The sequence below is a fragment of the Aurantimonas litoralis genome (assembly GCF_026153195.1).
GTDB lineage: Bacteria > Pseudomonadota > Alphaproteobacteria > Rhizobiales > Rhizobiaceae > Aurantimonas > Aurantimonas coralicida.
In genome coordinates, this window is record NZ_JAPFBM010000001.1 from 60653 (window position 1) to 86904 (window position 26252).

The following is a 26252-nucleotide window of genomic DNA, read 5'->3' on the forward strand; positions in this document are numbered from 1 at the left end:
GGAATTTCGCATCTCTTCGCCAGCCCCGTTCCAGCCAGGCGTGATCAATGGGAGAGCGGCGCAGACCGTCCGCCGTCGCCGATGCGGGACCCTTGCGTGCGATCCGGGCCGTGCGGCGACCTTCCTTCTTTTAAATTCGAGTGACCCGATGCGCGACCGCCACGAGACCAATTCCTCCCCCGCCGCGCGCCGCCGCACCGGACGCCACCTGGCCATGGCCGGCATGGCGCTGGTTCTGGCGCTCGCCGGCTGCCGCTCCACGGCGCTCAGCGTCGCCGAGCTCGGCCTGTCCGACATGACGGTCGAGGCCTCGCACGAATACCCGATCCACGGCATCGACGTGGCCAAGTACCAGGGCGACATCGACTGGACCGCGGCCCGCCAGGGCGGCGTCGCCTTTGCCTTCCTGAAGGCGACCGAGGGCGGCGACCGGCTCGACGACCGTTTCCACGAGAACTGGCGCGAGGCGCGCGCAGCCGGCGTGCCGCGTGGCGCCTATCACTTCTGGTACCATTGCCGGCCGGGCATCGAGCAGGCCCGCTGGTTCATCGACAATGTCCCGCGCGAAAAGGGCGCCCTGCCCCCGGTCATCGACGTCGAGTGGACGCCCTTCTCGCCGACCTGCACCAAGCGGCCGCCGCGCGAGGACCTGATCCGCGAGGTCATGGCGATGTCCGACGCGCTGGAGCGCCATTACGGCCAGCGCCCGATCCTCTACGTGCCGATCGACGTGCATCGCGAACGCCTGGTGGCCGCCTTCCCGCGCCATGAATTCTGGGTGCGCGCCGTCGCCGACCATCCCGACAATGTCTATGAAGACCGCAAATTCCGCTTCTGGCAGTACACCGCCACCGGTTCGGTGCCGGGCATTCGCGGCGAGGTCGACCGCAACGCCTTCGCCGGCTCGCGGGCCGATTGGGCGAAATGGCTGCAGGCGCGCATGCGGCGTTGACCTTCTTCAAAGCGCCATGATGATCGCCTAGGCGCGGGTCAAATTCACTTTGCCCCATTCTGGAGGAATTCGCCGATGCCCGTTGCCAGCCGTCTCGCCCTGACCCTGTCGCTTCTCCTGTCCGGCAGCGGCCTCGCGGCGGCCCAGCAATGCGGCGGCGATTTCGGCGCATTCCTCCAGGGCGTGCGCGCCGAGGCTGAGGCCAAGGGCCTGTCGGCCGGCGCCATCGAGGCGGCCGTAGCCGACATGCGGCAGGACCCGAAGGTGCTCGCCGCCGATCGCGCCCAGGGCGTCTTCGCCCAGGACTGGCAGCAATTCGCCACCCGCATGGTCAATGGCTACCGGCTGCAGCAGGGCAAGGAAAACCTGCAGAAATACGCCAGCGTCCTGTCGCGCATCGAAGCCGAGACGGGCGTACCCGGCCCGGTCATCGCCGCCTTCTGGGGGCTGGAAACCGATTACGGTGCCGTCCTCGGCAATTTCGACACGCTGGCGGCGCTGGCCACCCTCGCCCATGATTGCCGCCGTCCCGAACTCTTCCGCCCGCACCTCCTGGCGGCGATCGAGATCGTCGATCGCGGCTATCTGTCCCCGTCCGAGATGAAGGGCGCCTGGGCCGGCGAGATCGGCCAGACCCAGCTTCTGCCCGAGGAATATCTGGAATTCGGCACCGACGGCGACGGCAATGGCCGGATCGACCTGCGCCAGGACGCCGCCGATGTCCTGTTCACCACCGGCAAATACATTCAGTCGCTCGGCTGGCGCGGCGGCGAGCCGTGGCTCGAAGCCGTGCAGGTGCCGTCGGAATTCCCGTGGGATCGCGCCGCTTTGGTCAACAAGGAGCCGCGCGCCAATTTCGCCGAACTCGGCGTGACGAAGGCCGACGGATCGGCGCTGCCGTCCGACCAGCTGCCGGCCTCGCTGATCCTGCCGATGGGACGCGGCGGCCCGGCCTTCCTTGCCTATCCGAATTTCGACATGTACCTGAAGTGGAACAAGTCGCTCGTCTATTCCCTGACCGCGGCCTATTTCTCGACGCGCCTTGCCGGTGCCCCGCCGGTCGACATGGGCAATCCGCAGCCGGGCCTCGACCTCGAGGGAACCAAGCGGCTGCAGCAGCGCCTGACCGATCTCGGCTACGACACCGGCGGCATCGACGGCATCATCGGCGAGAACACCCGCGCCGCCGTCCGCAAGGAGCAGATGCGCCTCGGCCTGCCCGCCGATGGCTGGCCGACACCAGACCTCCTCCGCGCGCTCTGATAGCGACGACGCCCCGGCGAACGCTCCGCCGGGGCCCCGCCGGATCGCCGATGGGCGGGCTCGCCCTCGCCATCCGGCGCCTAAGACGCTAAGCACGGCTTATCTCCATCGATGCCCGCGCCGGGACCGACGACCGGCGGCGCGGGCGGCAGGATGCGCCCGTGACCCGACCCGATCTCCCCGCTCTTCCAGCCACCGCTCCCGCAGGGGCCGGTGCGGATCGGCAGCGCGCCCGGCAAGCCCGGCGGCCCCGCGCGTGAGGGACGACGCCGTTCCGCCTGTCGAGACGGCCGGCGCGGCGAGCCGGATGCCGGTGCCGCTGCAATGGCTGGCGCTGCTGGCGCTCTCGATCCTGATCGGCAGCCTGCTGGAACTCGTCGGCATGCCGGCCGCCATGCTGCTGGGGCCGATGATCGCCGCCATCGTCATCGCGGTGCTCGGCACCACCATCGCCGTGCCCAGGGCGCCCTATCACAGCGCCCAGGCGGCGATCGGCTGCCTCGTCGCCTCGTCCATCACGCTGGAGATCCTCGCCACCTTCCTGCGCGACTGGCCGCTCTATGTCGGCGTCGTCCTCGCCGTGGTGACCGCCAGCGGCGTGCTCGGCGGCCTGATGAGCCGCTGGCACGTCCTGCCCGGCACGACGGCGGTCTGGGGCTCCTGGCCCGGCGCCGCCACCGCGATGATGGTCATGGCCGAAGCCTTCGGCGCGGACGCCCGGCTCGTTGGCTTCATGCAGTATCTGCGGGTGATCCTGGTCGCCTTCGCTGCCGCGCTGATGGCGGGGTTCTGGACCAATGGCGACGCCGCGGCCTCTGTCGGCGCGGCGATCGTCTGGTTTCCGGCGCTCGACTGGTCGCATTTCGGCCCGACGCTGGGCTTTGTCGGCCTCGGCATTCTGGTCGGCCGCTTTCTAAAGATACCCGCCGGTCCGTTTCTGCTGCCCATGGCCATCGCCGTCGCGCTCACACTCACCGGCGTCGTTGAATTCCAGCTGCCAGAATGGTTCCTGGTCATCGGCTACGGCATCCTCGGCTGGAAGATCGGCCTCGGCTTCACCCGCGCCGTCCTCGCCCATGCCTGGCAGGCGCTGCCCAAGATCGTCGGCTCGATCCTCCTCCTGATGGCGTTCTGCGGCGGCATCGCCGCGCTTCTGCACGTCTGGCTCGGCATCGATCCGGTGACCGCCTATCTGGCGACCAGCCCCGGCGGCATGGATTCCATCGCCATCATCGCGGCCTCGACCAATGTCGATCTGCCCTTCGTCATGGCGCTGCAAACGGTGCGCTTCGTCATCGTTCTGATCGCCGGCCCGCCGATCGCCCGCCTCGTCGCCCGCCGCATCGGCGCGCGCGACTGAACTCCCGTCGGGGCTTTGCGCTAGTCGCGCGGCGCCGGCTCGCCGGTCTCGTCTCCAGTTGCCGTCTTGCCATTGCGCCGCGCGACCCGTCGCCGGGTCATCGCCCGGCGCAGGGCGCGGCCGCGCACCTTCAGCCAGACGCCCAAATCCTCGACGGTCTCGATCCGGTCGCCATAGAGCTCGGTCAGGGCGGCGCGGAATTCGGCGTAGCCGAAGCGCGCTTCGCCCTCCAGATGTCGGATTACCACCATCCAGGCCGGCGAGACCAGCAGCGACACGGCGGTCACCGCCAGCGCCAGCCGGTAGACGTCGCCGCCGATCGCACCCGACGCAAAGGCCGCCGCCGCCAGCACGAAGGAGAACTCGCCGATCTGCGCCATGGAGAGGCCCGCCTCGACCGCGGTCTTGTGCGGCAGGCCCGCCAGCCGGATCAGCAATATGTTGAGGACGGTCTTGGCCAGGATCACGAAGAGCGAGGCGACCAGCACCAGCACCCAGTTCTCGACGATGTAGTTCAGGTCGATCAGAAGGCCGATGGACAGGAAGAACACCACCAGCAGCAGCGCCTGGATCGGCTCCACCACGTGGATGACCGGCGAGCGCAGGGTCGAGGCGCCGACCACCAGCCCGGCGATGAAGGCACCATAGGCCGGCGACAGGCCGACAAGGCCCGAGAACGAGGCGGCGGCAAAGCAGAAGGCCAGCGAGCCGAGCGCCAGGATCTCGACATTGTTCTCCACCGCCGGCGCGAAGGACGGCTTCAGCTTCGGCCGCCGGCCGAGGAACCACAGCAGCCCGCCGAGAACCGCGACGGCGACGGCGATCTTCAGTCCGACATCGACCCAGCTCACCGCTTCCTCGCCGCCCAGCGAGGTCGCGACGATCAGCATCGGCACCACCGCCAGGTCCTGGGCGATCAGCACCGCGACGGCGATCCGCCCCGGTTCCTGGCGAAGCTCGCCGATATCCTCCAGCATCTTCATCGCCACCACGGTCGAGGACAGCGCGATGATGAAGCCGAGGATGATCGCCTCGGCCAGCGTCGCCTCGGAGATCGCCATCAGGCCGAAGGAGATCGCCATGGCGGCGATGAGCTGGCCGCCGGCGATCTGCACCGCCGGCTTCAGCGAGGCGACGAAGGCCTTCAGCGACAATTCCATGCCGATGAAGAACAGGAGCATCAGCACGCCCATCTCGGCGAGCATGGTGACGTTCTCGTTAGAGGTGGAGATGACCCCCAGCGCTGAGGGGCCGAGCAGCACGCCGGCGAGGATGAAGCCGACCAGCGGCGGCTGCCGCAGCCGCATCAGCCCGAGGCCGGCGGTCACCGCGACGACGATCACGAAGGCGATGGCGGTCAGCCCGGTGTCGGCGCCGTGGCCGCCCTGTGCGCCCTGGGCCACCTCCGCGACCGCGTGCTCGACCGTCGCCGTGGCCTCGGTGACCGCTTCCTCCATGTCGTCTCCCCTTGATCCGCCTGCCTGATTCGCGGTTGCGGCACGAAAGGCGAGAACCTTGGCCCGCTTGTGTCCGGCGCGGGTGCGCGTCGGGGCTTTCTCGGTTCTGGCCGGGCGGCGACGGTCGCGATCACCCTGTCACCCTGCCCACGCATCTGTTTCGCCGCTCGGGCGTTCCCATATGGAAACCAGCCATCGAACCGGAGACCCGTCCATGAATGCCGCCGACCCTTCCCTTCATGCCGACCACCAGCGGCGCCTGACGCGCATCAGCCGGGTCGCGCGGCTGATGGACACGGCGATCCGCATTCCCGGCACCGGCATCCGCTTCGGCGGCGATTCCGTGCTGGGCCTGATTCCGGGCGTCGGCGACGCCGCCGGCAGCCTCGTCGGTATCTACATCCTCAACGAAGCCCGGCGGCTCGGCGTGCCCAAGCACAAGCTGGTCAAGATGGCCGGCAATCTCGGCATCGACTTCGCCGTCGGCGCCGTGCCGCTGCTCGGCGACGTGTTCGACGTCTTCTACAAGGCGCACCGGCGCAATCTCGACATCGTCCTCGACCATTTCGGCGAGGCCGGCACCGCCTATGGCGACGCCCTGCGCGATCCGCCGATGAAGGACATCACGCCGAAGCGCGCCTGACCGCTTTCGCGTCTTCGCGCCGACATTCATCCGTGCCACCCTTGGCCGCGACCACGAAGGCGGGGGACGACGGGTGAAGGATGCAGATGCGGCAGTGCGCGGGGACCGGGCAGCGGATGCAATCGCGGGATCGGAACGACCCGTGCAGGCACCGCAGGGCTCGCCCGGCGAGGTGTTCCGCGCCTTCCTGAAACTCGGCGTTTCGGCCTTTGGCGGGCCGATCGCGCATCTGGGCTATTTCCGCGACGAGTTCGTCACCCGGCGACGCTGGGTTGACGAGGCCGGCTATGCCGATCTGGTGGCGCTGTGCCAGTTCCTGCCCGGCCCGGCCTCCAGCCAGGTCGGCTTCGCGCTGGGCCTGATGCGGGCCGGCCCGCTGGGCGGGCTGGCGGCCTGGACCGCCTTCACCCTGCCCTCGGCCATCCTGCTGATCCTCTTTGCGGCCGGCGCGTCGGCCTTCGACAGCGGCATCGGCGCGGCGATTGTCCATGGCCTGAAGATCGTCGCGGTCGCCGTGGTGGCGCAGGCGGTGTTCGGCATGGCGCGCAGCCTCTGCCCCGATCGCACGCGCGCGACCATCGCGGTCGTCGCCGTCGTGGCGGTGGTCGCGCTGGCCGGTTCGCTCGGCCAGATCGCAGCCATTGTCATGGGCGGGCTCGCCGGCCTCTGGTTCTGCCGCGCGGACGCGGCGGTGCTGCCGCCGATCCCCATGGTCCCCGTCTCGCGCACTGCAGGGCTCGTCGCCCTCGCTGTCTTCGCCGTCCTCCTGATCCTGCTGCCGGTCTTCGCCGCCATGGACCCGGCGACGAACGGTGCCGGTCCCGTCGCGTTGTTCGACGCCTTCTACCGGGCCGGGGCGCTGGTCTTCGGCGGCGGCCATGTCGTCCTGCCGCTCCTGCAGGCCTTCGTCGTCGAGCCGGGATGGGCGAGCGACGACGCCTTCCTCGCCGGCTACGGCGCCGCCCAGGCCGTGCCCGGCCCGCTCTTCACCTTCGCCGCCTATCTCGGCGCCATCGCCTCGCCGCAGGGCTACGGCCTGCCGGGCGCGGTGATCGGACTGGTGGCGATCTCGCTGCCCGGCCTGCTGCTCGTCGTGGCGGCGCTGCCCTTCTGGGACGAATTTCGCCGCCGCGTCACGGCGCAGGCCGCCATGCGCGGCGCCAATGCCGCCGTCGTCGGCATTCTCGGTGCGGCGCTCTACGATCCGGTCTTCGTCAGCGCCGTGCGCGGACCCGCCGATTTCGCCCTGGCGCTGGCCGGCTTCGTGGCACTGGTCGTCTGGAAGGCGCCGCCTTGGATGGTCGTCCTCGCCTGCGCCCTCGCCAGCATCGCCATCGCCTAGTCACAGCAACGTCAACGAAGCCGTGATCGGATCATAGCAATCCCTTAAGCGACCCATGGCATCCTCATCGCCATCGAGAGCAGGCGTGGGCGCGATGCCGGTGGGGGGATGGGGATGAATTCGCGGGTCGACATGGATATCGGCGTCGATGTTCAGACGCTGTTCCTGACCAATGCCATGATCCTCATCGTCATGGGCCTCGCCTTCTACGCGGCCTGGCGCAAGCAGCCGGACGAAACCTACTGGCCGGCCTGGATCGGCGCGAACTTCGTCATCGCCGCCTCGCTGTTCTCCTACATGGCCTTTCCCGGCGAAGAGCCGAGCTTCGGCCTCGCGCTGCCCAACAGCCTGCTGGTCATCGGCTTCGGGCTGCGCTGGACGGCGGCCCGCCTGTTCGCCCGGCGTCGGGTCTACTGGTCCCTGCTCGTCCTGCCGCCACTGGTCGTTGCGACCATGTTCGCTCTTCCCGGCTGGTTCGACTATCCCGTGGCCTATTACACCGTAAATGCCATTCTGATGCTGTTCGCCGCCGCGACGGCTTGGGAGTTTTACACCGATCGCGAGACTGGCCTCCCTTCACGCTACGGCCTGCTCATCGCCTATGGCGTCATGGCGCTATCCTTCGCCGGTCGCATCGCGCAGGGCATCAACGCCCATACCGCAGAGACTGCACATCTGGTCTTCGACAGCGTGCTGCAGATCCATCTGCTGATCGCGGTGATCCACACCACCGCCAGCGGCGCCTTCGTCCTGTCGATCGCTTATGAGCGGATGGCGAGGGACCTGCGCCACGCGGCAATGCACGATGCCCTGACCGGACTGCCCAATCGCCGCGCCTTCGAGCAGCGGCTGGAGAAGGCGCTGCGGGACCGCAGCCATTTCGCGCTGGTCGTCTTTGATCTTGATCATTTCAAGAGCATCAACGACCGCTACGGCCATGCCGCCGGCGACGCGGGGCTGAAGCGCTGCGCCCACATCTGCCCCTCGGTGCTCCGCCAGCAGGACTTCGTCGCGCGGATCGGCGGCGAGGAATTCGCGGCCATCCTGCCTGGTGTCACCCCGACCGAGGCCTTCATGCTGACGGACCGGGTGCGGGCCACCGTCGCGGCCGCGCGGATTGCGGCGGATGACGGCAGCTTCGGGCTGACGCTCAGTGCCGGCATCGCCCATTCCGCCGAAGGCGAAGCCAGTTTCGACCGGCTGATGCGTGCGGCCGACGCCAACCTCTACCGGGCCAAGAACGGCGGCCGCAATCGCATCGCCGAGACCGCCGCTGCCTGACGCCGCACCGGTGTCACCACCGCCTGGTGCGAGCGATATAGGCCTCCGCCTCGGCGCCGAAGGCCGACCGCAGGGCCGCCTCCTCGCCGCGAATGAAGCGGGCGGTGATCACGAAGGGAAAGACGAGGGCGATCGCCACGGCGGACAGGGCGCCGATCCAGAACGCGAGCCCGACGAGCACCAGCGCCATGCCCGTATAGATCGGGTTGCGGTTGATCCTGAACGGGCCCTCGACGATCAGCGCCTTCGGCACGTCCCGCGGCTCGATCGAGGTGCGCTTGCGCCGGAACCACAGGGCCGACCATGCCGCGAGGAGGACGCCCGCCACGATCAGCGCGATGCCGATCAGCGTCGCGGGCGCCGACACGAAGACGGCGATCGGCAGCACCGATGCCGCCACGACCTCGGCGATGAGAAAGCCGGAGGCCCAGACCGGCGGAAGGTCCGGGAAATCGCGCTTCATCGACATGGTCGTCTCCGTTGGTTTCGTCGCCGGCTCCGCATATGGGGCGCCGCGCGGCCCGGCACGAGGCCCTGCGGCCGGGCTTCGGCCGGGCAGCACATGGCGGGCTGGCTCAGGCATGCGGTGGGATGTGATGGGGATGAGGCGCTCACGAGAGCGCCGGGCCGGTCAGGCCGCCCGCGAGCGCAGCGGGTTCTGCATGGTCTGGCTGAACATCCGGTAGGTCTTCCGGCCGGACGCCTTGGCGGCGTAAAGGGCCGAATCGGCGCGGCAGAACAGCGTGTCCGGCTCCATCCCGGCTTCGGCCATGGCAATGCCGACCGAGGCGCCGAGATCGGACGCCGTGGCGTCGGCGACAGGACCGTTGAGGAGGTCGACGATGGTCGCGGCGAGGGTTTCGGCGGCGGCCGCATCGAGATGGCTGCCGAGCAGCACGGCGAACTCGTCGCCGCCGACGCGGGCGACCAGTTCGGCATCGTCGCAGACCTGCCGCAGCCGGGCCGCCGTCGCCTTCAGGCACTCGTCCCCGAACGCGTGGCCATAGGTGTCGTTGATCGCCTTGAAGCCGTCGAGATCGATCAGCAGCAGCGCGCCGACGGCACGGTCGCCGGCCGTCGTGCCCGCCAGATCGACCAGCCGGCTCTGGAACTGGCTGCGATTGGCGAGCCCCGTCATCACGTCATATTCGGCCAGATAGCGCATCTTGTCGGCCAGCAGCTTCTCTTCGGTGATGTCCTGCTTGAAGCCGAAGATGCGGACCGGCTCGCCGTTCTCGCACTCCACCGAGGCGGTGATGCGGATCCAGCGGTGGCGACCGGTGGCGGTGGTGATCTCGACGTCGAGGCCGAAACCGCCGCGCGTGGCGATCGCCTCGCTGCGGATCTCCTCGAGGATCCGCAGGGACTTTTCCGGATAGCATTTGAGGATCGTGTCGCGGTCGAGCGGCGCGCCGCGCGGCAAGTCGTAGAGATCGTAGACGACGTCGGTCCAGCGCAGCGTGTTCTGCGGCAAGGCGCATTCCCACACGCCCATCCGCGCCGCCTCGGACGCCCGGTCGAAGATCTTGGTCATGTGCGCGAGCTGGCTGTTCTTCTGGCGCAACAGGCGCGAGGTGGCCTCGAGCGCCGAAGACAGGCGCGCGATGCGCGCGCTGCTGTTCCCGCGATAGATCATCGGGGCGCCTCCCCGCCCGGCATCGGGCGCCGCACCGTAGCACACGCCCCGCACGCCGCCGGATCTGTCGCGGCGGTTTCGACGCTGGGCAGGCTCGGCACGTCAGTCGGCATGGCGGGTCACGGTTCCTCGGTCGCGATCACACCACATTTCTAGAGCGCGACACTTAAGAATTCCCTCGCGCCGCCCCTCTTGATTGATCAGTCAGTCAGCCATGGTCTCCAGGCTGGCGTAGCTCTCGGCCGCGTCGCCATGGTCGAAGGGCGTTTCCACCTCGACGAAGGTGTCGGGGTAAAAGCCGTTGAAGCGGGTGCGCAGGGAGAGGGAATAGGCCCCGATATGGCCGATCTCGATCCAGTCGCCGGTGTCGACGGTTTCCGGCAGCCAGAACGGCCGCGACAGGATGTCGACGCTGTCGCAGGTGGCGCCGCAGACCTTGAAGGCCTGGATGTTCGCCGGGTCGCCATTGCGGCTCTGGCGGGCCGGATCGGGGATGAAGCGCGCCGGCAGGGTGATCTTGCCGGTCCAGGAATCCGACAGCGACGCCCAGATGCCGTCATTGATGTAGAGCCGCTTGCCCTTGCGCAGCAGCACCCGCACGATGAGCGAGAAGGCCCGCGCGACGACCACCCGGCCCGGCTCGGCGACCATCGGCATGTCCGAAAAGCCCCATTCCTCCATGTCGGAGGTCAGGCGTGACATGATCTGACCGAAACCCGGCATCTCCTTCTTCTTGCGGCGTGGATCATGGCCGTATTCGGCCGGGAAGCCGCCGCCGACATCGATGCCGGCCAGCGGCACGTCGGCCCGGTTGCGCACCCAGTCGGCCGAGGCGAGCGCCCGCTCGTAGGTGTCCGGGTCCTCGATCTGCGAGCCGACATGGAAGCAGATGCCGACCTTGAAACCGATCCGGTGGCAGCGCTGCAAGAGCTCCACCGCATGGGCCGGCGCCGCGCCGAACTTCTTCGACAGCTCGTAGGCGGCGCTACCCTTGGTCTGGATGCGGATGAACAGGGTGATCTTGCCGGGATCGAGATCCAGCGCCCGCACGACGCGCAGGATTTTCACCACCTCGTCCTCGTGGTCGAGGGACATCACCCGGATCCCGTAGGTCTCCAGCGCCAGGCGGATGTCGGACTGGGCCTTCACCGGATGCATGTAGAGCATCTCGGCATCCGGCTGGGCGGCGCGTACCGCCTCGAACTCGCCGGGCGAGGCGACGTCGAAGATGCGCACGCCGGCCCGGCTCAGGGTCTCCAGCACCATCGGCTCGCCATTGGTCTTCACCGCATAGGCGGTGTCGCCGGGAAACGCCGCCATGAAGCGCTCCGCATCGGCGGTCAGGACGGCGGGACGGAAGCAATAGACCGGCACGTCGGGCCGAAGCGTCAGGGCGGCATCCTTGGCGGACTTGAAGGTCTGCAACAGGCGGTTCTCCACGGGTGACGCTCGCGTCACGGGACGGGTCGGACGAACTGCGGATGAGGGAATCACCCGCACTGCCCGTCATCGCGGCGCAACTAGAGCATGGATCGGCGTTGTCAGCGCCCCTGCCCGTGGCCGGCCTGCGGATCGGCCCGCAAGACCCGGCCATTCCGGCGGCGGACAGCCGGCTCGCCCGCCCCCTCACAGGGGCCGCTTGTCCGACAGCCGGACAGCGCTCTAAACAGGGACACCCGCCAACAGGAACCATCGCCATGCCCGCCGCCCCGCTTCGCCTGACCGACATCGTCCGTGACATCGAGGCCGGGCGCACGACGCCGCAGGCGGTGCTGGCCGCGACCAACGAGCGGATCGACGCGGGCGACGGCGCGCTCGGGGTGTTCACCCACCGCGCGCCGGAAGCCTCGCGCGCCGAGGCGGCGGCTGCGACCGGTCCGCTGGCCGGCGTGCCCTTCGGCGCCAAGGATGTCTTCGACAGTTTCGACATGCCGACCGAGCACGGCTCGGCGATCTATCGCGGCCACCAGCCGGCCGCCGATGCCCCGGTCATCGCGCTGGCGCGGGCCCAGGGCGCGGCCATCGTCGGCAAGACCGCGACCACCGAATTCGCCTCGCTCGATCCGACCCCGACCCGCAATCCGCACAATCAGGACCACACGCCGGGCGGCTCCTCCTCCGGCTCGGCGGCGGGGGTTGCCGCCGGCTACCTCGCCGGCGCCTGCGGCACCCAGACCGGCGGCTCGGTCATCCGCCCGGCCTCCTTCTGCGGCGTCGCCGGCTACAAGCCGAGCTTCCGCCTGTTCCCGACGGTCGGCGTGAAGACCTATTCCTGGTCGCTCGACACGGTCGGCTTCTTCGCCGCCACGGTGCCCGACGTCGCGCTGCTCGCCGCGCTGATCAGCGGCCGGCCGCTGGCCGACACGCCGCCCGCCGACGCCTCGGGGCTCACCATCGGCCTCTACCGCTCGGCCGTCGACGACCTGCTCGAGCCCGACATGGCCGCCGCCTGGGACACGGCCGCCCGCGTCATCGAGGCGGCCGGGGCGAAGCTGATCGAGATCGCCGAGCCGGCCTCGCTCTCGGCGGCCCGCGAGATCCACGCGCCGCTGCAGAATTTCGAGGCGGCGCAGGCGCTGTTCCACGAGCGCACCCGGCACCGCGCCCTGATGGGCCCGAAGGTGCTGGAACAGCTCGACCACGGCGCGAGCGTGACGCCGGAAGAATACGACAATGCGCGGCGCACGGCCCGGATCGGCCGCAAGGCCGCCACCACCCTGTTCGAGAATGCCGACGCCCTGCTGGTGCCCTCCGCGATCGGCGCGGCACCACACAGCCTCCGCTCGACCGGCGACGCGATGTTCAACAAGCTGTGGACCATCACCGGCAATCCCTGCGTCAACGTGCCGGGCCTGCACGCCGCCAACGGCTTGCCGGTGGGCCTAACCATCGTCACGCGTTTCGGGCGCGACGCGCGGGCGCTCGCCATCGCCGCCATGCTGGGCGAGCGGCTGGCGATCTGAGGATTCACCACGAACCCACCGACCGTCCGCAAATACGGGAACCGAAGTGCTGCAGTGCCGTTCACACCCCGCATATCAACGAGGGGAACCCCACATGCGGATCGAGACTCTGGTCACCATCTTCGGCACCGTCGTGTTCTTCGGAATGCTCGGCGGCATCACCACCGTCGGCGCGATCGTCCTCTTTCCCTGATCGTCGCGACGCCGCTGTCCCCCGGCGGCGTCTCCGATCGGGACTATTCCCAAATCTGGCAGCTTCGCCACATTCGCCCCGTTTGGGGGCCCGCGCGCCGCTTCGCTGTGCCGTGAGGCCGCGACCGGCGTCAATCGCCTGATCACGCTGGCCTTCCTTTGGCTCAGACCCTCCCCGGAAGGCCCGACCCGGCTACACGCAGCGGCTCGCGCCTTCGCCACTGTCCCAAAAAAACACAGGCCGGATGGCGCAGTGCATCGCCGCGCCCACAGGGGCTGCGGGGATTTGGCGCGCCGCGCTGCCGCAGTGCAGCGACGAATTCGCATTTACCCACTGTGTCACGCCGTTACTCTTCGTGTTGTCCGTCAACGAGGAGGCAATGCAAATGGAACTGACGCGTCCGCTGAATTTGCTGATGATCTGTGCCGCGTTTGCATTCGTCGGAGCCATGGTGATCGGCGTCGTGCCCTGATCCCATCCGTCCGACGGGCGCCTGACGGTGCCCCATCGACAAAAAAGCCGGGGCCCTGCCCCGGCTTTTCTCGTTTCCGTCGATGTCTTTCGGCCGCGGCTGCTCAGGCCGCGGCGGCCTCGCTCTTGGGAGCGGCGGCCGTTCCGGCCCGCATGCCGAGGATGTGGCAGATCGAATAGACCAGGTCGGCCCGGTTCATCGTGTAGAAATGGAAGTCCGACAGGCCGCGCTTCTGCAGGTCCAGCACCTGCTCGGCACAGACCGCTGCCGCCACGTGGCTGCGGGTCTGCGGATCTTCCTCCAGCCCGTCGAAACGCTCGGCCAGCCAGGACGGGATCTTGGCGCCGGTGGCGTTGGAGAAGCGCGCGACCTTGACGAAGTCGTGGATCGGCACGATGCCCGGGACGATCGGAATGTAGATGCCGGCCCGGCGCACCCGCTCGACGTAGCGCTCGAAGACGTCGTTATCGAAGAAGAACTGGGTGATCGCACGGGTCGCGCCATTGTCGACCTTGCGCTTCAACAGGTCGATGTCGGTAGCGAAGTCCGGGCTTTCCGGATGCTTCTCCGGATAAGCCGCGACGGAGATCTCGAAATCGGCGAAGGCCTTCAGCCCGGCGACCAGCTCGACGGCGTTGCGATAGCCGTCCTCGCGCGGGACATATTTGCCGCCGACGCCGTTCTGCCCGTCGCCGCGCAGCGCCACGAAATGGCGCACGCCGGTCTCCCAGTACTGGCGCACCACCTCGTCGACCTCTTCCCGGGAGGCATCGACGCAGGTCAGATGCGCGGCCGGGGTCAGCGTGGTCTCCTTGAGGATCCGCTCGATCGTCTGGTGGGTGCGCTCGCGGGTCGAGCCGCCGGCACCGTAGGTCACCGAGACGAAGCTGGGGCCGAGCGGCGCGAGGCGCTCGATCGAACGCCAGAGATTCTCTTCCATCTTCTCGGTCTTCGGCGGGAAGAACTCGAAGGATACGCGAAGTCCGGAACCGGCAAGCGGCGGGGTCTGGCTCATGACGGGGCTCTCTATCAGCTGACGAGGGTTGTGCGGTTCGGGCCGTCGCCTGCCACGAGCAGGCGGGGGTCCCGGGCGATGCAGATGGTCACGGTGAGTTCGCCGGTCTCGCATCCGCTGGAGACGAGATGGTCGAGGGACACCAGTTCGAGGCCGGCATCGTCCAGATAGCCGGCCAGCGTGTCGTCGGAAAAGCCGAGGCGCAGATGCGCATGCTCGGCGCGCAGGAATTCCAGCTCGTGCGGCGCAAAGTCGATGATCGCCAGGCGGCCGCCCGGCGCGACGGCCCGGGCCGCCTCGGCCACGGCGGCCTGCGGGTCTTCCAGGTAATGCAGCACCTGGTGGATGGTGACGAGGTCGTAGGCCTGACGCTCGACCGGCAGGTGATAGGCCTCGCCCTGGCGCACGACGGCATTGCCGATCCCGGCACTGTCGAGCTTGGCCCGGGCGATCGCCAGCATCTCGCGCGAGGCGTCGATGCCGACCGCGCGCTCGCAGCGCGGCGCCAGCACCTCCAGCATGCGGCCGGTGCCGGTGCCGACATCGAGCAGCGTGCCGATGCGCTTGTTGCCGAGCGCGGCGAGAAGCGCCTGCTCGACTTCGGCGTCCGAGGCATGCAGCGCCCGGATCGTGTCCCAGCTTCCGGCATTGCGGGCGAAATAGTCCGCGGCGCGGCGGGCGCGCTCGACCCGGACGGCATCGAGCCGCTCGCTGTCGCGCTCCACCACCGGATCGGCCTCGTCGGCCCAGTTCAGAACGGCATGGACGAGACCGGAGACACTCGCCTCCTCCGACAGGCGGAAATAGGCCCAGGCGCCTTCCTGGTAGCGGGTCAGGACGCCGGATTCGACCAGGAGCTTCAGGTGCCGCGAGATGCGTGGCTGTGACTGGCCGAGAATCGCGGTAAGGTCGCTGACCGTCAGATCGCTTCGCGCCAGAAGCAGGACGAGCCGCAGGCGGGTCGGCTCGGCGACCGCCTTGAGGGCATCGACCAGCCGGCCGAAGGAGAGCTTCTGAATGTCCAGCATGTTCCGTCTCGATTTCGATATAAAGATATCTTTATGTGAAAATACGGACCGATGCAAGCGATACCATGCGCCGCTGACGAATGGTCGGAGCGCCCGCCCCGCCCCGATGGCCGTCGCAGCGCCATGACGCCGCCTCCCGTTTCCTCGGCCGCCCCGGACGCCACCGTCGCGCGGCCCGGCGAGCGCCGCTTCGAGGGGCCCACGCCGGCCTATGACGATGCCGGACTGGTCTTCATCGGCCGCATCTGCTCGCCCTGGACCGAGCGATCGCAATGCCCGAAGAATGTCGGCCGCGCCCGCGAGGCGGGCCAACCCGCCGAAATCCGGCTCGAACCGCGCTGGCGCGAGGGCCTTGCGGGTCTGGGCGCCGGGCAATGGGTGCTGCTCCTGACCTGGCTCGACCAGGCGGATCGCGATCTCGCCTTGCAGATGCCGCGCCATGCCGACGCGCCGCGCGGCACCTTCTCGCTGCGCTCGCCGGTCCGGCCCAATCCGGTCGGCCTGCATCTCGTGCAGATCGTCGCCCTCGACCGCGAGACCGGGATCATCGGCATCGATGCCATCGACGTCCTCGACGGCACGCCGCTCCTCGACATCAAGCCCTATCTCGCGTCGGTCGACGCGCCGCCCGCCTGACGGGACCGACCCTGCCTTGGCCACCGAACGCCAGAAGCGCATTGCCCGCGCCCTCACCGCCCTGATCCCCCGCGCGCCCTTCATTGACGCCGAGGCGATCCGCGAGGCGGCGCGCGCCCGGCACATGCGCTCCCTGCCGCCCGAACGCGCCGTCTGGCTCGCCGCGGTCGCCCATATCCGCCACGCCCATACCGACTATGACGAACTCATGGACGACGGCTACGACAAGGACGCGGCACGCTTCTTCGTCCTCGACGACACCAATGCGGTGCTTGACGGCTGGGGCGCCACCCGCCATCTCGACCCCGACGCCATCGATGAAGAGCCTTATGCCGGCGCCGTGGCCGACGAAGCCGACGAGACGGACGACGAATGAAGTTCAGGCGTAGATCCACTGCTCGGGAATGCGCGCCTCGACGGCCTCGCCGACCGTGATGCGGCCGGGCTTTTCCACCCAGGCGACGAGGCCGCGGCGGTGCATGGTCGCCTTCACGAAACCCAGCTCTATGTCGCCGCGATCCGGGTAATGCGCCGCGATCGCCGCACCGGAGGACCGGCAGGGGCCGTTGTCGCCGTCGATCCGCAGGGTCACGCCGCCGGCGAACATCAAAAGCGTGCGCGGCGGCAGCCAGGTGAGACGCGCAATGCCGCCGACGAGCAGATTGCCGCCGATCCATTCCGGCCGGATCTTGGGAATGTCCAGCGCTGCGGCGGCCTCGGCCAGTTCGTCGGCAGCCAGCAGCGAGAGCTGGCGCTCGTTGCGCATCCGCGTGCCGCGCGGATACCAGGGCTCGCGTCCCCCTGAGCGCCGCGTCATCCCGCCATGGCGGTCGCCGTCGATGCCGTCGAAGCCGAGGTCGAGATGATCGACCGGCACGGTGGCGAACCCATCACCCTGTGTGCGGAAGAGACCGTCGATCGTGGCGGCGAGCTTGCGCGCCCGCGTGCGTTGCATCTGCATCCGTCGGTGTCGTCCGGCATCGTGTTGGCGGAGACGGCCCGCCTAGCGCGGCGAATCGTCGGTGGTCTCCGCCCGCGTGTGGCTGCGGTCGAAGGTGGCGACACGATAGATGTAGAAGCCGACAATGGCGATGAGCACGGCGTTGGAAACCGGCCCGACATAGGATTCCACCGCCTCGTAATTCTGGCCGAGCGCATAGCCCGCATAGGCAAGAAGCGTCGTCCAGGCGGCGCTGCCGATGGCGGAGAAGACCAGGAAGGTGAGGAAGGACATCTTCGCGATGCCGGCCGGCACCGAGATCAGCGTGCGCACCGCCGGAACCAGGCGACCGAACAGCACGGCGGCGATGCCGTATTTGCGGAACCAGCGGTCGGCGGCATCGACATCCTCCGGGGCCATGGTCAGCCAGCGGCCGTGGCGCTCGGTGAAGCGCTTCAGCCGGCGCTCGCCGACGAAGCGGCCGGCATAGTACCAGGGGATGACGCCGAGGAGCGACCCGACCGTGCCGGCGAGGATCACCGTGACCAGCGACATCTGCCCGCTCGCCGACTGGTAGCCAGCCAGTGGCATGATCAGTTCGGAGGGGATCGGCGGAAAGACGTTTTCCAGGAACATCAGGAGCGCGATGCCGAAGGGGCCGAGCGTTTCCATCATGCTGCGGACAAAGGCGTCCATGTCGTCTCCGTTCAGTCTCGCCGCGCAGGGCGCCGTTCACCGTGCAGAAAGCCCCGCATGGCGTTTCGGGTTCCGCCCCGCATGCGGCAGGCGGCCGTCTGCCGGGCGTAAGCCGCCGCGCTTGCCGGTACGCTAGGGGAGTGATCTCATGGCCGGATGACGACCGGTCTCGACACATTCGACGACTTCAGCTGGGCGAACCTCCTCGCCGGCCGGGACGTGCTTGTCCTCGCCCCGACGCGGCGCGGGGCCTTCGCACCGCCAATGCGCTCGACGCCGCCGGAGCCCGCGCAAGCCGCGTCGCCAGCGTGGAGGCGGCGCGCGACCGCATGCTGCGCCGCGCCTTCGTCCTCGCGGTGGTCGCCCTGCCCGGCGAGGCCAGCATCGACGAGGCCCTGCACGCGCAGTTCGCGGCCGCGGGCCTGCATCTGATGCTGCTGGCCGAGCCCGCACGGCACGCCGCGCTGCGGGCCCGCCATCCCGGCGCCCGCGTCGCCGGCCTCGACCTCGGCGAACGCCAGTTCGTCATGCTGCTGACCGGCACCGCCGACGAATAGGCCGCGCGCCTTCCCGCCAGAGGCCCCAAACAATCGCGGCGCCCTGCTTGCCCGGCCCAGTTCCGCCAGCCGCCCGCGTCAGGGGGCCGGATGGCTGTCCGCCAGGCACTGGTCGTGATCGGCCAGCACCTCGATCACCCGGCATTGCTCGACCGTCTCGTTCCGGCAGCGGGTCATGCGCGCGACCTCGGCCCGCAGCGCGGTCAGCCGCGCGATCTTTCGGTCGATGTCGGCGAGGTGCTCGGTGGCGATCTCGTCCGCCTTGGCGCAGGGCCGCGTCGGATGACCGGCCAGGTCGAGAAGCTCGCGGATCGCCTCGATGTCGAAGCCGAGTTCGCGCGCATGGCGCACGAAGCCGAGGCGGCGCAGATGCGCCTCGCCATAAAGCCGCCGGTTGCCGGCACTGCGCGGCGGCGCCGGCAGCAGGCCGATCTCCTCGTAATAGCGGATCGTCGGGATCTTCACCTCGGTGCGGCGCGACAAGTCGCCGATTGCGAGATTCATCGGATTTCACCCTTGCTTCTCTAGTCACTGGAGATTGTAGGGTCGCGCCGAACGCATGAAAAGGAGCCCCGCGATGGCCGACCATTGCTGCGCCAGCACCGCCACACCCGCCGCCCCGACCGAGCCCGCCGCGGCCGAACCGGCACCGACCGCCGCCTGCGGCTGCTCGGGCGGCGTGCCCGTCTTCGACGGCGTCGATCCGCGCTACAAGCGCATCCTGTGGACGGTCATCGCCATCAATGGCGCGATGTTCCTCGTCGAGATGGGCGCCGGCCGCATCGCCGGGTCGCAGGCGCTCATGGCCGATGCGCTGGACTTCCTCGGCGACACGCTGACCTACGGCCTCAGCCTGGCGGTCATCGGCGCGAGCCTGAAGATCCGCGCCTCGGCGGCCCTGTTCAAGGGCGTCTCGCTCAGCCTGATGGCGCTGTGGGTGTTCGGCTCGACGGCCTATCAGGTGCTGGTGCTCGGCGTTCCCAGCGCCCAGATCATGGGGCTGATCGGGCTGCTGGCGCTCGCCGCCAACCTGGCCTCGGTCGGCCTCCTGATGCGCTACAAGGACGGCGACGCCAATGTGCGCTCGGTCTGGCTGTGCTCGCGCAACGACGCGATCGGCAATGTAGTGGTGATGGTCGCCGCCCTCGGCGTCTGGGGTTCGGGCTCGGCCTGGCCCGACCTCGCGGTTGCCGCGGTCATGGCCGGCCTGTTCCTCACCTCGTCTGTCACGATCCTGCGCCAAGCCTTTGCGGAATATGGCGAAACGCCCACTGAGCTCGCAGGCTCGGGGAGCAGCTCCTGACAGGACACGGCACGGGAGCGCATGGCTCCCGCCTTCGCCCTTGGCGCCCGCCTGGACGCGAACCGGTTGTTTTCAGTCGGTGACGGCCAGGATGGAATGCTCGATCTGGCTGGCGCTGTAGGGCTTCTGCAGCACCGGGCAAACCCGCCATTCGGTCTCCAGCCCCTCGCGGCCGTAGCCGGTGGCGAAGACGATCGGAATGCCGGCCTCCCGCAGCCGCGTGGCGACCGGATAGATCTTCTCGCCGCCGATATTGACGTCGAGAATGGCCACGTCGATCGCCATGCCGGAATCCAGCATGTCATGGGCGCGCTTCAGCCGCATGGCCAGTCCGACAACCTTGCAGCCGAGGTCGAACAGCATGTCTTCCAGTTGCATGGCGACGAGGCTCTCGTCCTCGACCACGAACACCTTCAGTCCGGCGACGTCACGAGCAGTGTTATGCGGCTGTGCTTGCAAATTCCTCCACCTCGGACAGGGCCAGTTCGATACGGCAGATGAGGCCGCCGGAGGCAAGGTCAAGGGACAGCGTACCGGATAGTTCGCCTTCGACCACACGGTGCAGCATGCGCATGCCGAACCCCTCGACGAGCGGGTTCGCGGAAACCGGCGCTCCGGCCGTCTCCGTCCAGGCGATGGACAGATGGCGGCCGGCGCCTTCGCCGGCGACCTGCCAGCTCACCACCAGCTCGCCCTCGTCGCTGGACAGCGCGCCGTAGGCGGCCGCATTGGCGGCCAGCTCGTGGAACACCATGCTCAGCGCGATCGCCGAGCGGGCGGTCAGATGCACCTCCGGCCCGGACATGGTGACCTGGCTGCGCGGGAATGGCGACAGCTCCTGGCGCAGCAGCACGCGGAGCCCCGCGGCCTCCCAGCGCCGCTCGGCCAGTACATTGTGGGCGTGGCTCAGCGCCAGGATGCGCGCGTCGAAGGCGGCCCGCGCCTCCTGGGCCTGCGGCAGCTTGCGGAAGCTCTGGCGCGCCATGGACTGGACGGTGGAGAGCGTGTTCTTCACCCGGTGATTGAGCTCGTCGATCAAGAGCCGCTGGCGATCGGCGGCGCGGATCGCGTCGGTCCGGTCGGCACCCTGCACGAAGACGCCGGTCACGCGGCCTTCGGCATCGCGGATCGGATTGTAGGTGAAATCGATGAAGGTCTCGCTCAGCCCCTCGTCGCCCTCGCCGTGGATGAGCAGGCGCACGCCCTCGCCGGTGAAGGACTTGCCGTCGGCATAGACCGCGTCGAGCATCTCGAAGAAGCCCTGCCCCGCCACTTCGGGCAGCGCCTCCCGGATCGGCAGGCCGATCACGTCGCGATGGGCGACGAAGCGGGCATAGCTGTCATTGGCGAAGACGGCGACATGGTCGGGTCCCTGCAGCACCGCGATCATGCCCGGCGCCTGCCGGAACAGCCGGCGGAACTCCTCGCTCTCGGAGCGGGTCTCCTGATAGGCCTCCTCGACCTCGCGGGCATTGCGCAGCAGCGCCAGTTCGCCCGGCACGGCGGCGCTCGGCACGGTGCTCGCCTGTTTCAGCCGCACGATCTCGGTCACGTCGACGGTGTTCTGCACGATGAAGGCGACCGCGCCGTCATCGTCCAGGATCGGCGTGTGCGTGGCGGTCCAGTAGCGTTCCTCGACGCCGCCGCCTTCCGATTGCGGCCGCGGAATCTCGTAGGGAATGAAGGCGATCGTGTCGGGTTCGCCGGTCTCCAGGACCTCGGCGAAGGACGCCCGCAGCCGCCGGCCGCTCTCGCCCTCATTGGGAAACAGGTCGAACAGCTGCCGGCCGACGAGTTCCTCGCGCTGCTTCAGCACGGCCTGCTCATAGGCGCGGTTGACCGAGACGTATCGCAGCTCCCGGTCCAGCACCATGTAGGGGCTGGGAAGCACGTCGAAGATATGGGCGAAGACGAGATCGTTCATGCCAGCGCGGAGGACCTGCAATCCATGCCCGTCATCCCGTCGGGTCCGCGCCCCGGTCCGGCCGGATCGTGAGGAGATGTCGGACGGTATCGGGCGGACACCTTGGTGGGGTTCGGCTTGTCTGTCGGCACATCCGCGCCCTTGTTGACGGCAGGCGACCCGGGAGGCCGGCGCCGTGCGAATTCGTCTCGTCTTCAATGGAGGCCGGACGGACACCGGCGCCGCAATGCACCGTTATTCCACCCCTCGTCCCCCGTCATCCTAAAATGCCATCCCTGCCATTTGGTTGCTGATGCCATGATGAATCTTCACAGGGAAGCGACAGCGCGAACAAAACCTTACCAGGCGCAGATGCGCGTATCGGTCGCGGCGCTCGACCAGCAGGCCGGGTCGCCGCGCTCGCGCACATAGGTGCCCGGCAGGGGAACGTTGCGATGGCCCAGATTGACGAAGCCCGAGGCGTAGCCCGGGCTATCGATGACGAGGATATAGGTTACGTCCGGCCCGGTGATGGTGAAGCTGCCGGCCGAATCGGTCATCTGGAAGTCGCAGTCGAAATAGCCGTCGTCGGAACTGTAGCAGTCGGCGGGCTTAGCCTGCGCACCCGCATGGCAGAGGATCAGAAGCCCCGCTCCGGCGAGGGTCGCGATCGTGGATAGACGTCTGTTCATCACGGCTGCCCTCCCTCGCGCCCATTGCGCGAGGACAAAATAGCAGGACACAACCGCGACCGATAGCCGGCTAACACCCTGTTAACCGTCCGGTCCCGTACGCCGGTCCGGCTCCCTTCCGGAAACCGGACCGGCGCGAACCCGTCAGCGCGTCAGGCGCTTGTAGGTCGGACGCTTCGGATTGACCGACTCGGGGCCGAGGCGGCGGATCTTGTCCTGCTCGTAATCCTCGAAATTGCCCTCGAACCATTCGACATGGCTGTCGCCCTCGAAGGCGAGGATGTGCGTCGCCAGCCGGTCGAGGAACATGCGGTCATGGCTGATGACCACGGCGCAGCCGGCGTATTCCTCCAGCGCATCTTCCAGCGCCGTCAGCGTCTCGGTGTCGAGATCGTTGGTCGGCTCGTCGAGCAGGATGACGTTGGAACCGGACTTCAGCATCTTGGCGAGGTGCACGCGGTTGCGCTGGCCGCCCGACAGGGTGCCGACCTTCTGCTGCTGGTTCGGGCCCTTGAAGTTGAAGTTGCCGACATAGGCGCGGCTGTTCATCTCGTATTTGCCGAGCTTCATGATGTCGACGCCGCCGGAGATTTCCTCCCAGACGGTGTTGTTCGGCGTCAGGTCGTCGCGGCTCTGATCGACATAGCCGAGATCGACGGTCTCGCCGATCTTGATCTCGCCGCTGTCGGGCTTCTCCTGGCCGGTGAGCATCTTGAACAGCGTCGACTTGCCGGCGCCGTTCGGGCCGATGATGCCGACGATGCCGCCGGCCGGCAGCTTGAAGGAGAGGTTCTCGATCAGCACCCGGTCGCCGTAGCTCTTGGTCAGGTTCTCGACCTCGATCACCCGGTTGCCGAGGCGCTCGCCGGTCGGGATGACGATCTTGCCGTCGGCCGGCTTGCGGTTCTCGGCGGCCTCGACCAGCTCGTTATAGGCGCGGATACGCGCCTTCGACTTGGTCTGGCGGGCCTTGGCGCCCTGCTGGATCCACTCGCGCTCGCGGGTGATGGCACGCATGCGGGCGTCGTCCTCGCGGCCCTCCTGCTGCATGCGCTTCTGCTTCTTCTCCAGATAGACCGAGTAGTTGCCCTCGTAGGGCACGCCATGGCCGCGATCGAGCTCGAGAATCCAGCCGGTGACGTTGTCGAGGAAGTAGCGATCATGGGTGATCATCAGCACCGAGCCCTCGTACTCGCGCAGGTGCTTTTCCAGCCACAGGATCGTCTCGGCATCGAGATGGTTGGTCGGCTCGTCGAGCAGCAGGATGTCGGGCTTCGATAGGAGCAGCTGGCACAGCGCGACGCGGCGCTTCTCACCGCCCGACAGCGGCGCGATCTCGGCGTCCGGCGGCGGGCAGCGCAGCGCGTCCATCGCCATCTCCACCTGGTTCTCCAGATCCCACAAATTCTGGGCGTCGATGACGTCCTGGAGCTTGGCGCCCTCCTCCGCGGTCTCCTCGGAGTAGTTCATCATCAGTTCGTTGTAGCGGTCGAGGATCGCCTGCTTGTCGGCGACGCCGAGCATGACGTTCTCGAACACCGTCTTCGACTCGTCGAGATGCGGCTCCTGCGGCAGGTAGCCGACGGTCGCGCCCTCGGCGGCCCAGGCCTCGCCGGTGAAGTCCTTGTCCTCGCCGGCCATGATCTTGAGCAGCGTCGACTTGCCGGCGCCGTTCGGGCCGAGAATGCCGATCTTGGCGTCGGGGTAGAAGGAGAGATGGATGTTCTCGAGGACCTTCTTGTTGCCGTAGGCCTTCGAAAGTCCGGACATGTGATAGATGAACTGGCGTGCCATTGCGCGCTGCCGCTCCGTATAGAGATGGAAAGAGAAGTTGCGCCGTACGTAAGCCATCGGAGCAGGCGGAGCAACGGCCGCGACGCGAAGAGGCGCGGCAGACGCTCCCTCGCAACAGCGCACCGCTCGCCTATCCTTGTCGCCAGCCGCAACGCTGCCGAGGAGCCAGCCCATGTCCATCGCCCTGATCGTGGGGGTCGGCGACGGCCTTTCCGCCTCGCTCGCCCGCCAGCTCGCCGCCCGCGGGCATCATCTGGTGCTGGCCGCCCGGAACACCGACAAGCTCGCCGATCTCGAAGCCGAGACGGGTGCGACGACCGCCACCTGCGACGCCGCCGATCCGGCCGCCGTGTCCCGGCTGTTCGAACAGGTGGACGGCATCGACGGCGACCTCGCGGTGGCGATCTACAATCCGTCGGCGCGGGTGCGCGGCCCGCTGGTCGATCTCGATCCCGCCGAGGTCCGCCGGGCGCTGGACGTCACCGCCTATGGCGCCTTCCTCGTCGCCCAGGCCGCTGCCCGGCGCATGCTCGCACAGGGCCACGGCACCATCCTGTTCACCGGCGCCTCGGCCGGCGTGAAGGGCTTTGCCCGGTCGGCCCCCTTCGCCATGGGCAAGTTCGCCCTGCGCGGTCTCGCCCAGTCCATGGCCCGCGAGCTGCATCCGCAGAACGTCCATGTCGGCCACGTCGTCATCGACGGCGCGATCCGTAATCCGGGTCGCAGCGAGCCGGCCGACCAGCCCGATTCCATGCTCGATCCCGACGCGATCGCCGGGACCTATCTGGCGCTCATCGACCAGCATCGCTCGGCCTGGAGCTGGGAGATCGAGCTGCGCCCCTTCGTCGAGCGCTTCTGACCGCGGCAGGCGCGCGCCGAGGCACCGGGCGCGCCGTCCCCGGCATCGCGGTTGCCAAGCGCGACGCCCTGCCGCATCACTGGCGCCACGAGGGATCGCAAGCGAGGGGAAGACACATGCTGACCGTATGGGGACGCCGGAATTCGTCGAATGTCCAGGTGGTGATGTGGGGCATCGCCGAACTCGGGCTCCAAGCCACGCGCCACGATGCCGGCCACAAATACGGCGGCACCGACACGCCGGAATACCGGGCGATGAACCCCAATGGTCTCGTGCCGGTGCTGAAGGATGGCGACGACGAGCCGCTGTTCGAATCCGCCGTGATCCTGCGCTATCTCGCCAGCCGCTACGGTGCCGCGCCGTTCTGGCCGGACGACGTCTCGGCCCGCGCCCAGATCGACAAATGGGCCGAATGGGCCAAGCTCAGCATCTGGCTGAATTTCAGCGGCCCGGTGTTCTGGCAGATCGTCCGGGTTCCGGAGGCCGACCGCAACGCCGCCGCCATCGCCGCGGCGGTACAGGCGCTCAAGCCGCGCTTCGACATCGCCGAGGCGCGCATCGCCGAACACGGCTACATCGCCGGCAAGGACTTCACCCTCGCCGACCTGCAGTTCGGACACCTGCTCTACCGCTATTACGACCTGCCCATCGACCGGCCGTCGCACCCCGCCATCGAACGCTACTACGCCGGCCTCACCGAGCGCCCGGCCTATCGCGAGCACGTCATGGTGTCCTACGACGACCTGCGCGTGGTGTAATGCCCTGCCCCTGCAGCGCCCCTCTCGGCGGGCGCTGCTGGGCCGGCTTGTCGCGATCAATCCGACGGGCGCTTGTTGCTGAGCCCGGGAACCGGCGCCTACTGGCAGATATAGCCGGCATAGACCCAGCCGGTCGGCTCGCCATCGGCCTCGACGACGTACCAGGACCCGTCGTCATTTGAATCGATGATGTCGACATAGGTCCGCTGCCCCAGCCGGGTCAGTTCCGGATAGCGCGAGCCCGGGCCTTCCCGGACCGACAGGTAATAGTCGCCATTGGGATCGAGGCCGCACACTTCGGCGGCATTGGCAGGCGCGGTGCCCGCCCCGACGGCCAGCATGGCCAGCACCACTCCCGAGATCGTCGCGGATCGCAGCATCGCCCTGAACTCCTGTGCGTGACGCCGGATCAGTGCCGGCGTCCCGCCATGAGTGGCGCGTCCGGCAGGGCGTGACCATGCCCCGGCGTCCGGATTGCACGTCCGGGCGTCCGCACCCGATCACCCGGC

Annotated in this window: 28 protein-coding genes; 14 read left to right on the forward strand and 14 right to left on the reverse strand. The window is 68.5% G+C overall.

Annotated features, from left to right (window positions below):
• Positions 1-148 precede the first annotated feature (148 nt).
• From N7I30_RS00305 to N7I30_RS00315, 3 genes are all read left to right on the forward strand, one after another.
• Positions 149-952 (forward strand): glycoside hydrolase family 25 protein, encoded by an 804-nt coding sequence (locus tag N7I30_RS00305; RefSeq protein ID WP_024352016.1) that lies wholly within the window; start codon positions 149-151, stop codon positions 950-952.
• A gap of 75 nt (positions 953-1027) precedes the next feature.
• Positions 1028-2215: a lytic murein transglycosylase gene (locus N7I30_RS00310; RefSeq protein WP_421462201.1), complete on the forward strand. Its 1188-nt coding sequence runs from the start codon at positions 1028-1030 to the stop codon at positions 2213-2215.
• Between the two features lie 256 nt (positions 2216-2471).
• Complete coding sequence (locus N7I30_RS00315) at positions 2472-3575, forward strand: AbrB family transcriptional regulator (protein WP_498636019.1); 1104 nt, start codon at positions 2472-2474, stop codon at positions 3573-3575.
• A 20-nt stretch (positions 3576-3595) separates the two neighbouring features.
• Here N7I30_RS00315 and N7I30_RS00320 read toward each other — a convergent pair whose 3' ends face one another.
• On the reverse strand, positions 3596-5032 hold the full coding sequence (locus N7I30_RS00320; RefSeq protein WP_187390538.1) for a cation:proton antiporter domain-containing protein: 1437 nt from the start codon (positions 5030-5032) through the stop codon (positions 3596-3598).
• A gap of 214 nt (positions 5033-5246) precedes the next feature.
• On the opposite strand from N7I30_RS00320, the gene N7I30_RS00325 reads away from it, so the two are divergent.
• From N7I30_RS00325 to N7I30_RS00335, 3 genes are all read left to right on the forward strand, one after another.
• Positions 5247-5675: a DUF4112 domain-containing protein gene (locus tag N7I30_RS00325; RefSeq protein WP_024352020.1), complete on the forward strand. Its 429-nt coding sequence runs from the start codon at positions 5247-5249 to the stop codon at positions 5673-5675.
• Positions 5676-5796: 121 nt separating this feature from the next.
• Positions 5797-7017, forward strand: coding sequence for a chromate efflux transporter (gene chrA, locus N7I30_RS00330; RefSeq protein WP_491390514.1), 1221 nt, complete (start codon positions 5797-5799; stop codon positions 7015-7017).
• Positions 7018-7125: 108 nt separating this feature from the next.
• Positions 7126-8298, forward strand: coding sequence for a GGDEF domain-containing protein (locus N7I30_RS00335; protein WP_081651992.1), 1173 nt, complete (start codon positions 7126-7128; stop codon positions 8296-8298).
• Positions 8299-8311: 13 nt separating this feature from the next.
• Here the strand turns inward: N7I30_RS00335 and N7I30_RS00340 are convergent, their stop codons facing one another.
• From N7I30_RS00340 to N7I30_RS00350, 3 genes are all read right to left on the reverse strand, one after another.
• Entirely contained in the window at positions 8312-8767 is a 456-nt protein-coding gene (locus tag N7I30_RS00340; RefSeq protein WP_187390537.1) for a methyltransferase family protein, read from the reverse strand.
• Between the two features lie 162 nt (positions 8768-8929).
• Entirely contained in the window at positions 8930-9934 is a 1005-nt protein-coding gene (locus tag N7I30_RS00345) for a diguanylate cyclase domain-containing protein (protein WP_491390511.1), read from the reverse strand.
• Positions 9935-10138: 204 nt separating this feature from the next.
• Positions 10139-11359, reverse strand: a complete 1221-nt coding sequence (locus N7I30_RS00350) for an alanine racemase (protein ID WP_024352025.1) — start codon at positions 11357-11359, stop codon at positions 10139-10141.
• Between the two features lie 272 nt (positions 11360-11631).
• On the opposite strand from N7I30_RS00350, the gene N7I30_RS00355 reads away from it, so the two are divergent.
• Positions 11632-12897 carry an amidase gene (locus tag N7I30_RS00355; RefSeq protein ID WP_491390510.1) on the forward strand — a complete coding sequence of 422 codons (1266 nt, stop codon included), beginning with the start codon at positions 11632-11634 and terminating at the stop codon, positions 12895-12897.
• A 437-nt stretch (positions 12898-13334) separates the two neighbouring features.
• Positions 13335-13562 (forward strand): hypothetical protein, encoded by a 228-nt coding sequence (locus N7I30_RS00360; protein WP_483212408.1) that lies wholly within the window; start codon positions 13335-13337, stop codon positions 13560-13562.
• 103 nt (positions 13563-13665) lie between these two features.
• Here N7I30_RS00360 and metF read toward each other — a convergent pair whose 3' ends face one another.
• Together metF and N7I30_RS00370 are read right to left on the reverse strand one after the other, a co-directional pair.
• On the reverse strand, positions 13666-14577 hold the full coding sequence (gene metF / locus N7I30_RS00365) for a methylenetetrahydrofolate reductase [NAD(P)H] (protein ID WP_009210182.1): 912 nt from the start codon (positions 14575-14577) through the stop codon (positions 13666-13668).
• Between the two features lie 14 nt (positions 14578-14591).
• Positions 14592-15605, reverse strand: a complete 1014-nt coding sequence (locus tag N7I30_RS00370) for an ArsR/SmtB family transcription factor (protein ID WP_024352028.1) — start codon at positions 15603-15605, stop codon at positions 14592-14594.
• Between the two features lie 123 nt (positions 15606-15728).
• Between N7I30_RS00370 and tsaA the strand changes: the two genes are divergently transcribed.
• Both tsaA and N7I30_RS00380 read left to right on the forward strand, forming a co-directional pair.
• The gene (tsaA, locus tag N7I30_RS00375) at positions 15729-16241 is read left to right on the forward strand and encodes a tRNA (N6-threonylcarbamoyladenosine(37)-N6)-methyltransferase TrmO (protein WP_024352029.1); all 513 of its coding nucleotides are present in this window, start codon (positions 15729-15731) and stop codon (positions 16239-16241) included.
• A 16-nt stretch (positions 16242-16257) separates the two neighbouring features.
• Complete coding sequence (locus tag N7I30_RS00380; protein ID WP_483212407.1) at positions 16258-16617, forward strand: DUF2293 domain-containing protein; 360 nt, start codon at positions 16258-16260, stop codon at positions 16615-16617.
• Positions 16618-16620: 3 nt separating this feature from the next.
• Here the strand turns inward: N7I30_RS00380 and N7I30_RS00385 are convergent, their stop codons facing one another.
• Together N7I30_RS00385 and N7I30_RS00390 are read right to left on the reverse strand one after the other, a co-directional pair.
• Positions 16621-17202 carry an MOSC domain-containing protein gene (locus N7I30_RS00385; protein WP_491390509.1) on the reverse strand — a complete coding sequence of 194 codons (582 nt, stop codon included), beginning with the start codon at positions 17200-17202 and terminating at the stop codon, positions 16621-16623.
• Between the two features lie 42 nt (positions 17203-17244).
• Complete coding sequence (locus N7I30_RS00390; protein WP_024352032.1) at positions 17245-17877, reverse strand: DedA family protein; 633 nt, start codon at positions 17875-17877, stop codon at positions 17245-17247.
• Between the two features lie 329 nt (positions 17878-18206).
• Here N7I30_RS00390 and N7I30_RS00395 point away from each other — a divergent pair, with 329 nt between their 5' ends.
• Entirely contained in the window at positions 18207-18434 is a 228-nt protein-coding gene (locus tag N7I30_RS00395; RefSeq protein ID WP_491390508.1) for a hypothetical protein, read from the forward strand.
• Between the two features lie 78 nt (positions 18435-18512).
• Here N7I30_RS00395 and N7I30_RS00400 read toward each other — a convergent pair whose 3' ends face one another.
• Positions 18513-18938, reverse strand: a complete 426-nt coding sequence (locus N7I30_RS00400; protein ID WP_491390507.1) for a MerR family transcriptional regulator — start codon at positions 18936-18938, stop codon at positions 18513-18515.
• 73 nt (positions 18939-19011) lie between these two features.
• Between N7I30_RS00400 and N7I30_RS00405 the strand changes: the two genes are divergently transcribed.
• Complete coding sequence (locus N7I30_RS00405) at positions 19012-19737, forward strand: cation efflux transmembrane domain-containing protein (RefSeq protein ID WP_024352035.1); 726 nt, start codon at positions 19012-19014, stop codon at positions 19735-19737.
• Between the two features lie 72 nt (positions 19738-19809).
• Here the strand turns inward: N7I30_RS00405 and N7I30_RS00410 are convergent, their stop codons facing one another.
• The 4 genes from N7I30_RS00410 to ettA form a co-directional block, all read right to left on the reverse strand.
• Positions 19810-20148, reverse strand: coding sequence for a response regulator (locus N7I30_RS00410; RefSeq protein ID WP_228239830.1), 339 nt, complete (start codon positions 20146-20148; stop codon positions 19810-19812).
• Between the two features lie 28 nt (positions 20149-20176).
• Positions 20177-21661 (reverse strand): sensor histidine kinase, encoded by a 1485-nt coding sequence (locus tag N7I30_RS00415; RefSeq protein ID WP_491390505.1) that lies wholly within the window; start codon positions 21659-21661, stop codon positions 20177-20179.
• A gap of 338 nt (positions 21662-21999) precedes the next feature.
• Complete coding sequence (locus N7I30_RS00420; RefSeq protein WP_228239829.1) at positions 22000-22332, reverse strand: hypothetical protein; 333 nt, start codon at positions 22330-22332, stop codon at positions 22000-22002.
• Positions 22333-22476: 144 nt separating this feature from the next.
• Positions 22477-24126 (reverse strand): energy-dependent translational throttle protein EttA, encoded by a 1650-nt coding sequence (gene ettA / locus N7I30_RS00425; protein ID WP_024352039.1) that lies wholly within the window; start codon positions 24124-24126, stop codon positions 22477-22479.
• Positions 24127-24298: 172 nt separating this feature from the next.
• Here ettA and N7I30_RS00430 point away from each other — a divergent pair, with 172 nt between their 5' ends.
• Positions 24299-24985 (forward strand): SDR family NAD(P)-dependent oxidoreductase, encoded by a 687-nt coding sequence (locus N7I30_RS00430; RefSeq protein WP_228239827.1) that lies wholly within the window; start codon positions 24299-24301, stop codon positions 24983-24985.
• Between the two features lie 116 nt (positions 24986-25101).
• Entirely contained in the window at positions 25102-25743 is a 642-nt protein-coding gene (locus N7I30_RS00435) for a glutathione S-transferase family protein (protein WP_491390504.1), read from the forward strand.
• Positions 25744-25841: 98 nt separating this feature from the next.
• Here the strand turns inward: N7I30_RS00435 and N7I30_RS00440 are convergent, their stop codons facing one another.
• The gene (locus N7I30_RS00440) at positions 25842-26123 is read right to left on the reverse strand and encodes an SH3 domain-containing protein (RefSeq protein WP_024352042.1); all 282 of its coding nucleotides are present in this window, start codon (positions 26121-26123) and stop codon (positions 25842-25844) included.
• Positions 26124-26252 lie beyond the last annotated feature (129 nt).

Coding starts and splice junctions, on each gene's coding strand:
- N7I30_RS00415 (WP_491390505.1), bottom strand. CDS start 21,661: ATGAACGATCTCGTCTTCGCCCATATCTTCGACGTGCTTCCCAGCCCC.
- N7I30_RS00345 (WP_491390511.1), bottom strand. CDS start 9,934: ATGATCTATCGCGGGAACAGCAGCGCGCGCATCGCGCGCCTGTCTTCG.
- tsaA (WP_024352029.1), top strand. CDS start 15,729: ATGACGCCGCCTCCCGTTTCCTCGGCCGCCCCGGACGCCACCGTCGCG.
- N7I30_RS00435 (WP_491390504.1), top strand. CDS start 25,102: ATGCTGACCGTATGGGGACGCCGGAATTCGTCGAATGTCCAGGTGGTG.
- N7I30_RS00335 (WP_081651992.1), top strand. CDS start 7,126: ATGGGGATGAATTCGCGGGTCGACATGGATATCGGCGTCGATGTTCAG.
- N7I30_RS00325 (WP_024352020.1), top strand. CDS start 5,247: ATGAATGCCGCCGACCCTTCCCTTCATGCCGACCACCAGCGGCGCCTG.
- N7I30_RS00440 (WP_024352042.1), bottom strand. CDS start 26,123: ATGCTGCGATCCGCGACGATCTCGGGAGTGGTGCTGGCCATGCTGGCC.
- N7I30_RS00395 (WP_491390508.1), top strand. CDS start 18,207: ATGCTGCGCCGCGCCTTCGTCCTCGCGGTGGTCGCCCTGCCCGGCGAG.
- ettA (WP_024352039.1), bottom strand. CDS start 24,126: ATGGCACGCCAGTTCATCTATCACATGTCCGGACTTTCGAAGGCCTAC.
- N7I30_RS00305 (WP_024352016.1), top strand. CDS start 149: ATGCGCGACCGCCACGAGACCAATTCCTCCCCCGCCGCGCGCCGCCGC.
- N7I30_RS00390 (WP_024352032.1), bottom strand. CDS start 17,877: ATGGACGCCTTTGTCCGCAGCATGATGGAAACGCTCGGCCCCTTCGGC.
- N7I30_RS00370 (WP_024352028.1), bottom strand. CDS start 15,605: ATGCTGGACATTCAGAAGCTCTCCTTCGGCCGGCTGGTCGATGCCCTC.
- N7I30_RS00320 (WP_187390538.1), bottom strand. CDS start 5,032: ATGGAGGAAGCGGTCACCGAGGCCACGGCGACGGTCGAGCACGCGGTC.
- N7I30_RS00310 (WP_421462201.1), top strand. CDS start 1,028: ATGCCCGTTGCCAGCCGTCTCGCCCTGACCCTGTCGCTTCTCCTGTCC.
- N7I30_RS00355 (WP_491390510.1), top strand. CDS start 11,632: ATGCCCGCCGCCCCGCTTCGCCTGACCGACATCGTCCGTGACATCGAG.
- N7I30_RS00385 (WP_491390509.1), bottom strand. CDS start 17,202: ATGCAGATGCAACGCACGCGGGCGCGCAAGCTCGCCGCCACGATCGAC.
- N7I30_RS00420 (WP_228239829.1), bottom strand. CDS start 22,332: ATGAACAGACGTCTATCCACGATCGCGACCCTCGCCGGAGCGGGGCTT.
- N7I30_RS00340 (WP_187390537.1), bottom strand. CDS start 8,767: ATGTCGATGAAGCGCGATTTCCCGGACCTTCCGCCGGTCTGGGCCTCC.
- N7I30_RS00360 (WP_483212408.1), top strand. CDS start 13,335: ATGGCGCAGTGCATCGCCGCGCCCACAGGGGCTGCGGGGATTTGGCGC.
- N7I30_RS00405 (WP_024352035.1), top strand. CDS start 19,012: ATGGCCGACCATTGCTGCGCCAGCACCGCCACACCCGCCGCCCCGACC.
- N7I30_RS00400 (WP_491390507.1), bottom strand. CDS start 18,938: ATGAATCTCGCAATCGGCGACTTGTCGCGCCGCACCGAGGTGAAGATC.
- metF (WP_009210182.1), bottom strand. CDS start 14,577: ATGAGCCAGACCCCGCCGCTTGCCGGTTCCGGACTTCGCGTATCCTTC.
- N7I30_RS00430 (WP_228239827.1), top strand. CDS start 24,299: ATGTCCATCGCCCTGATCGTGGGGGTCGGCGACGGCCTTTCCGCCTCG.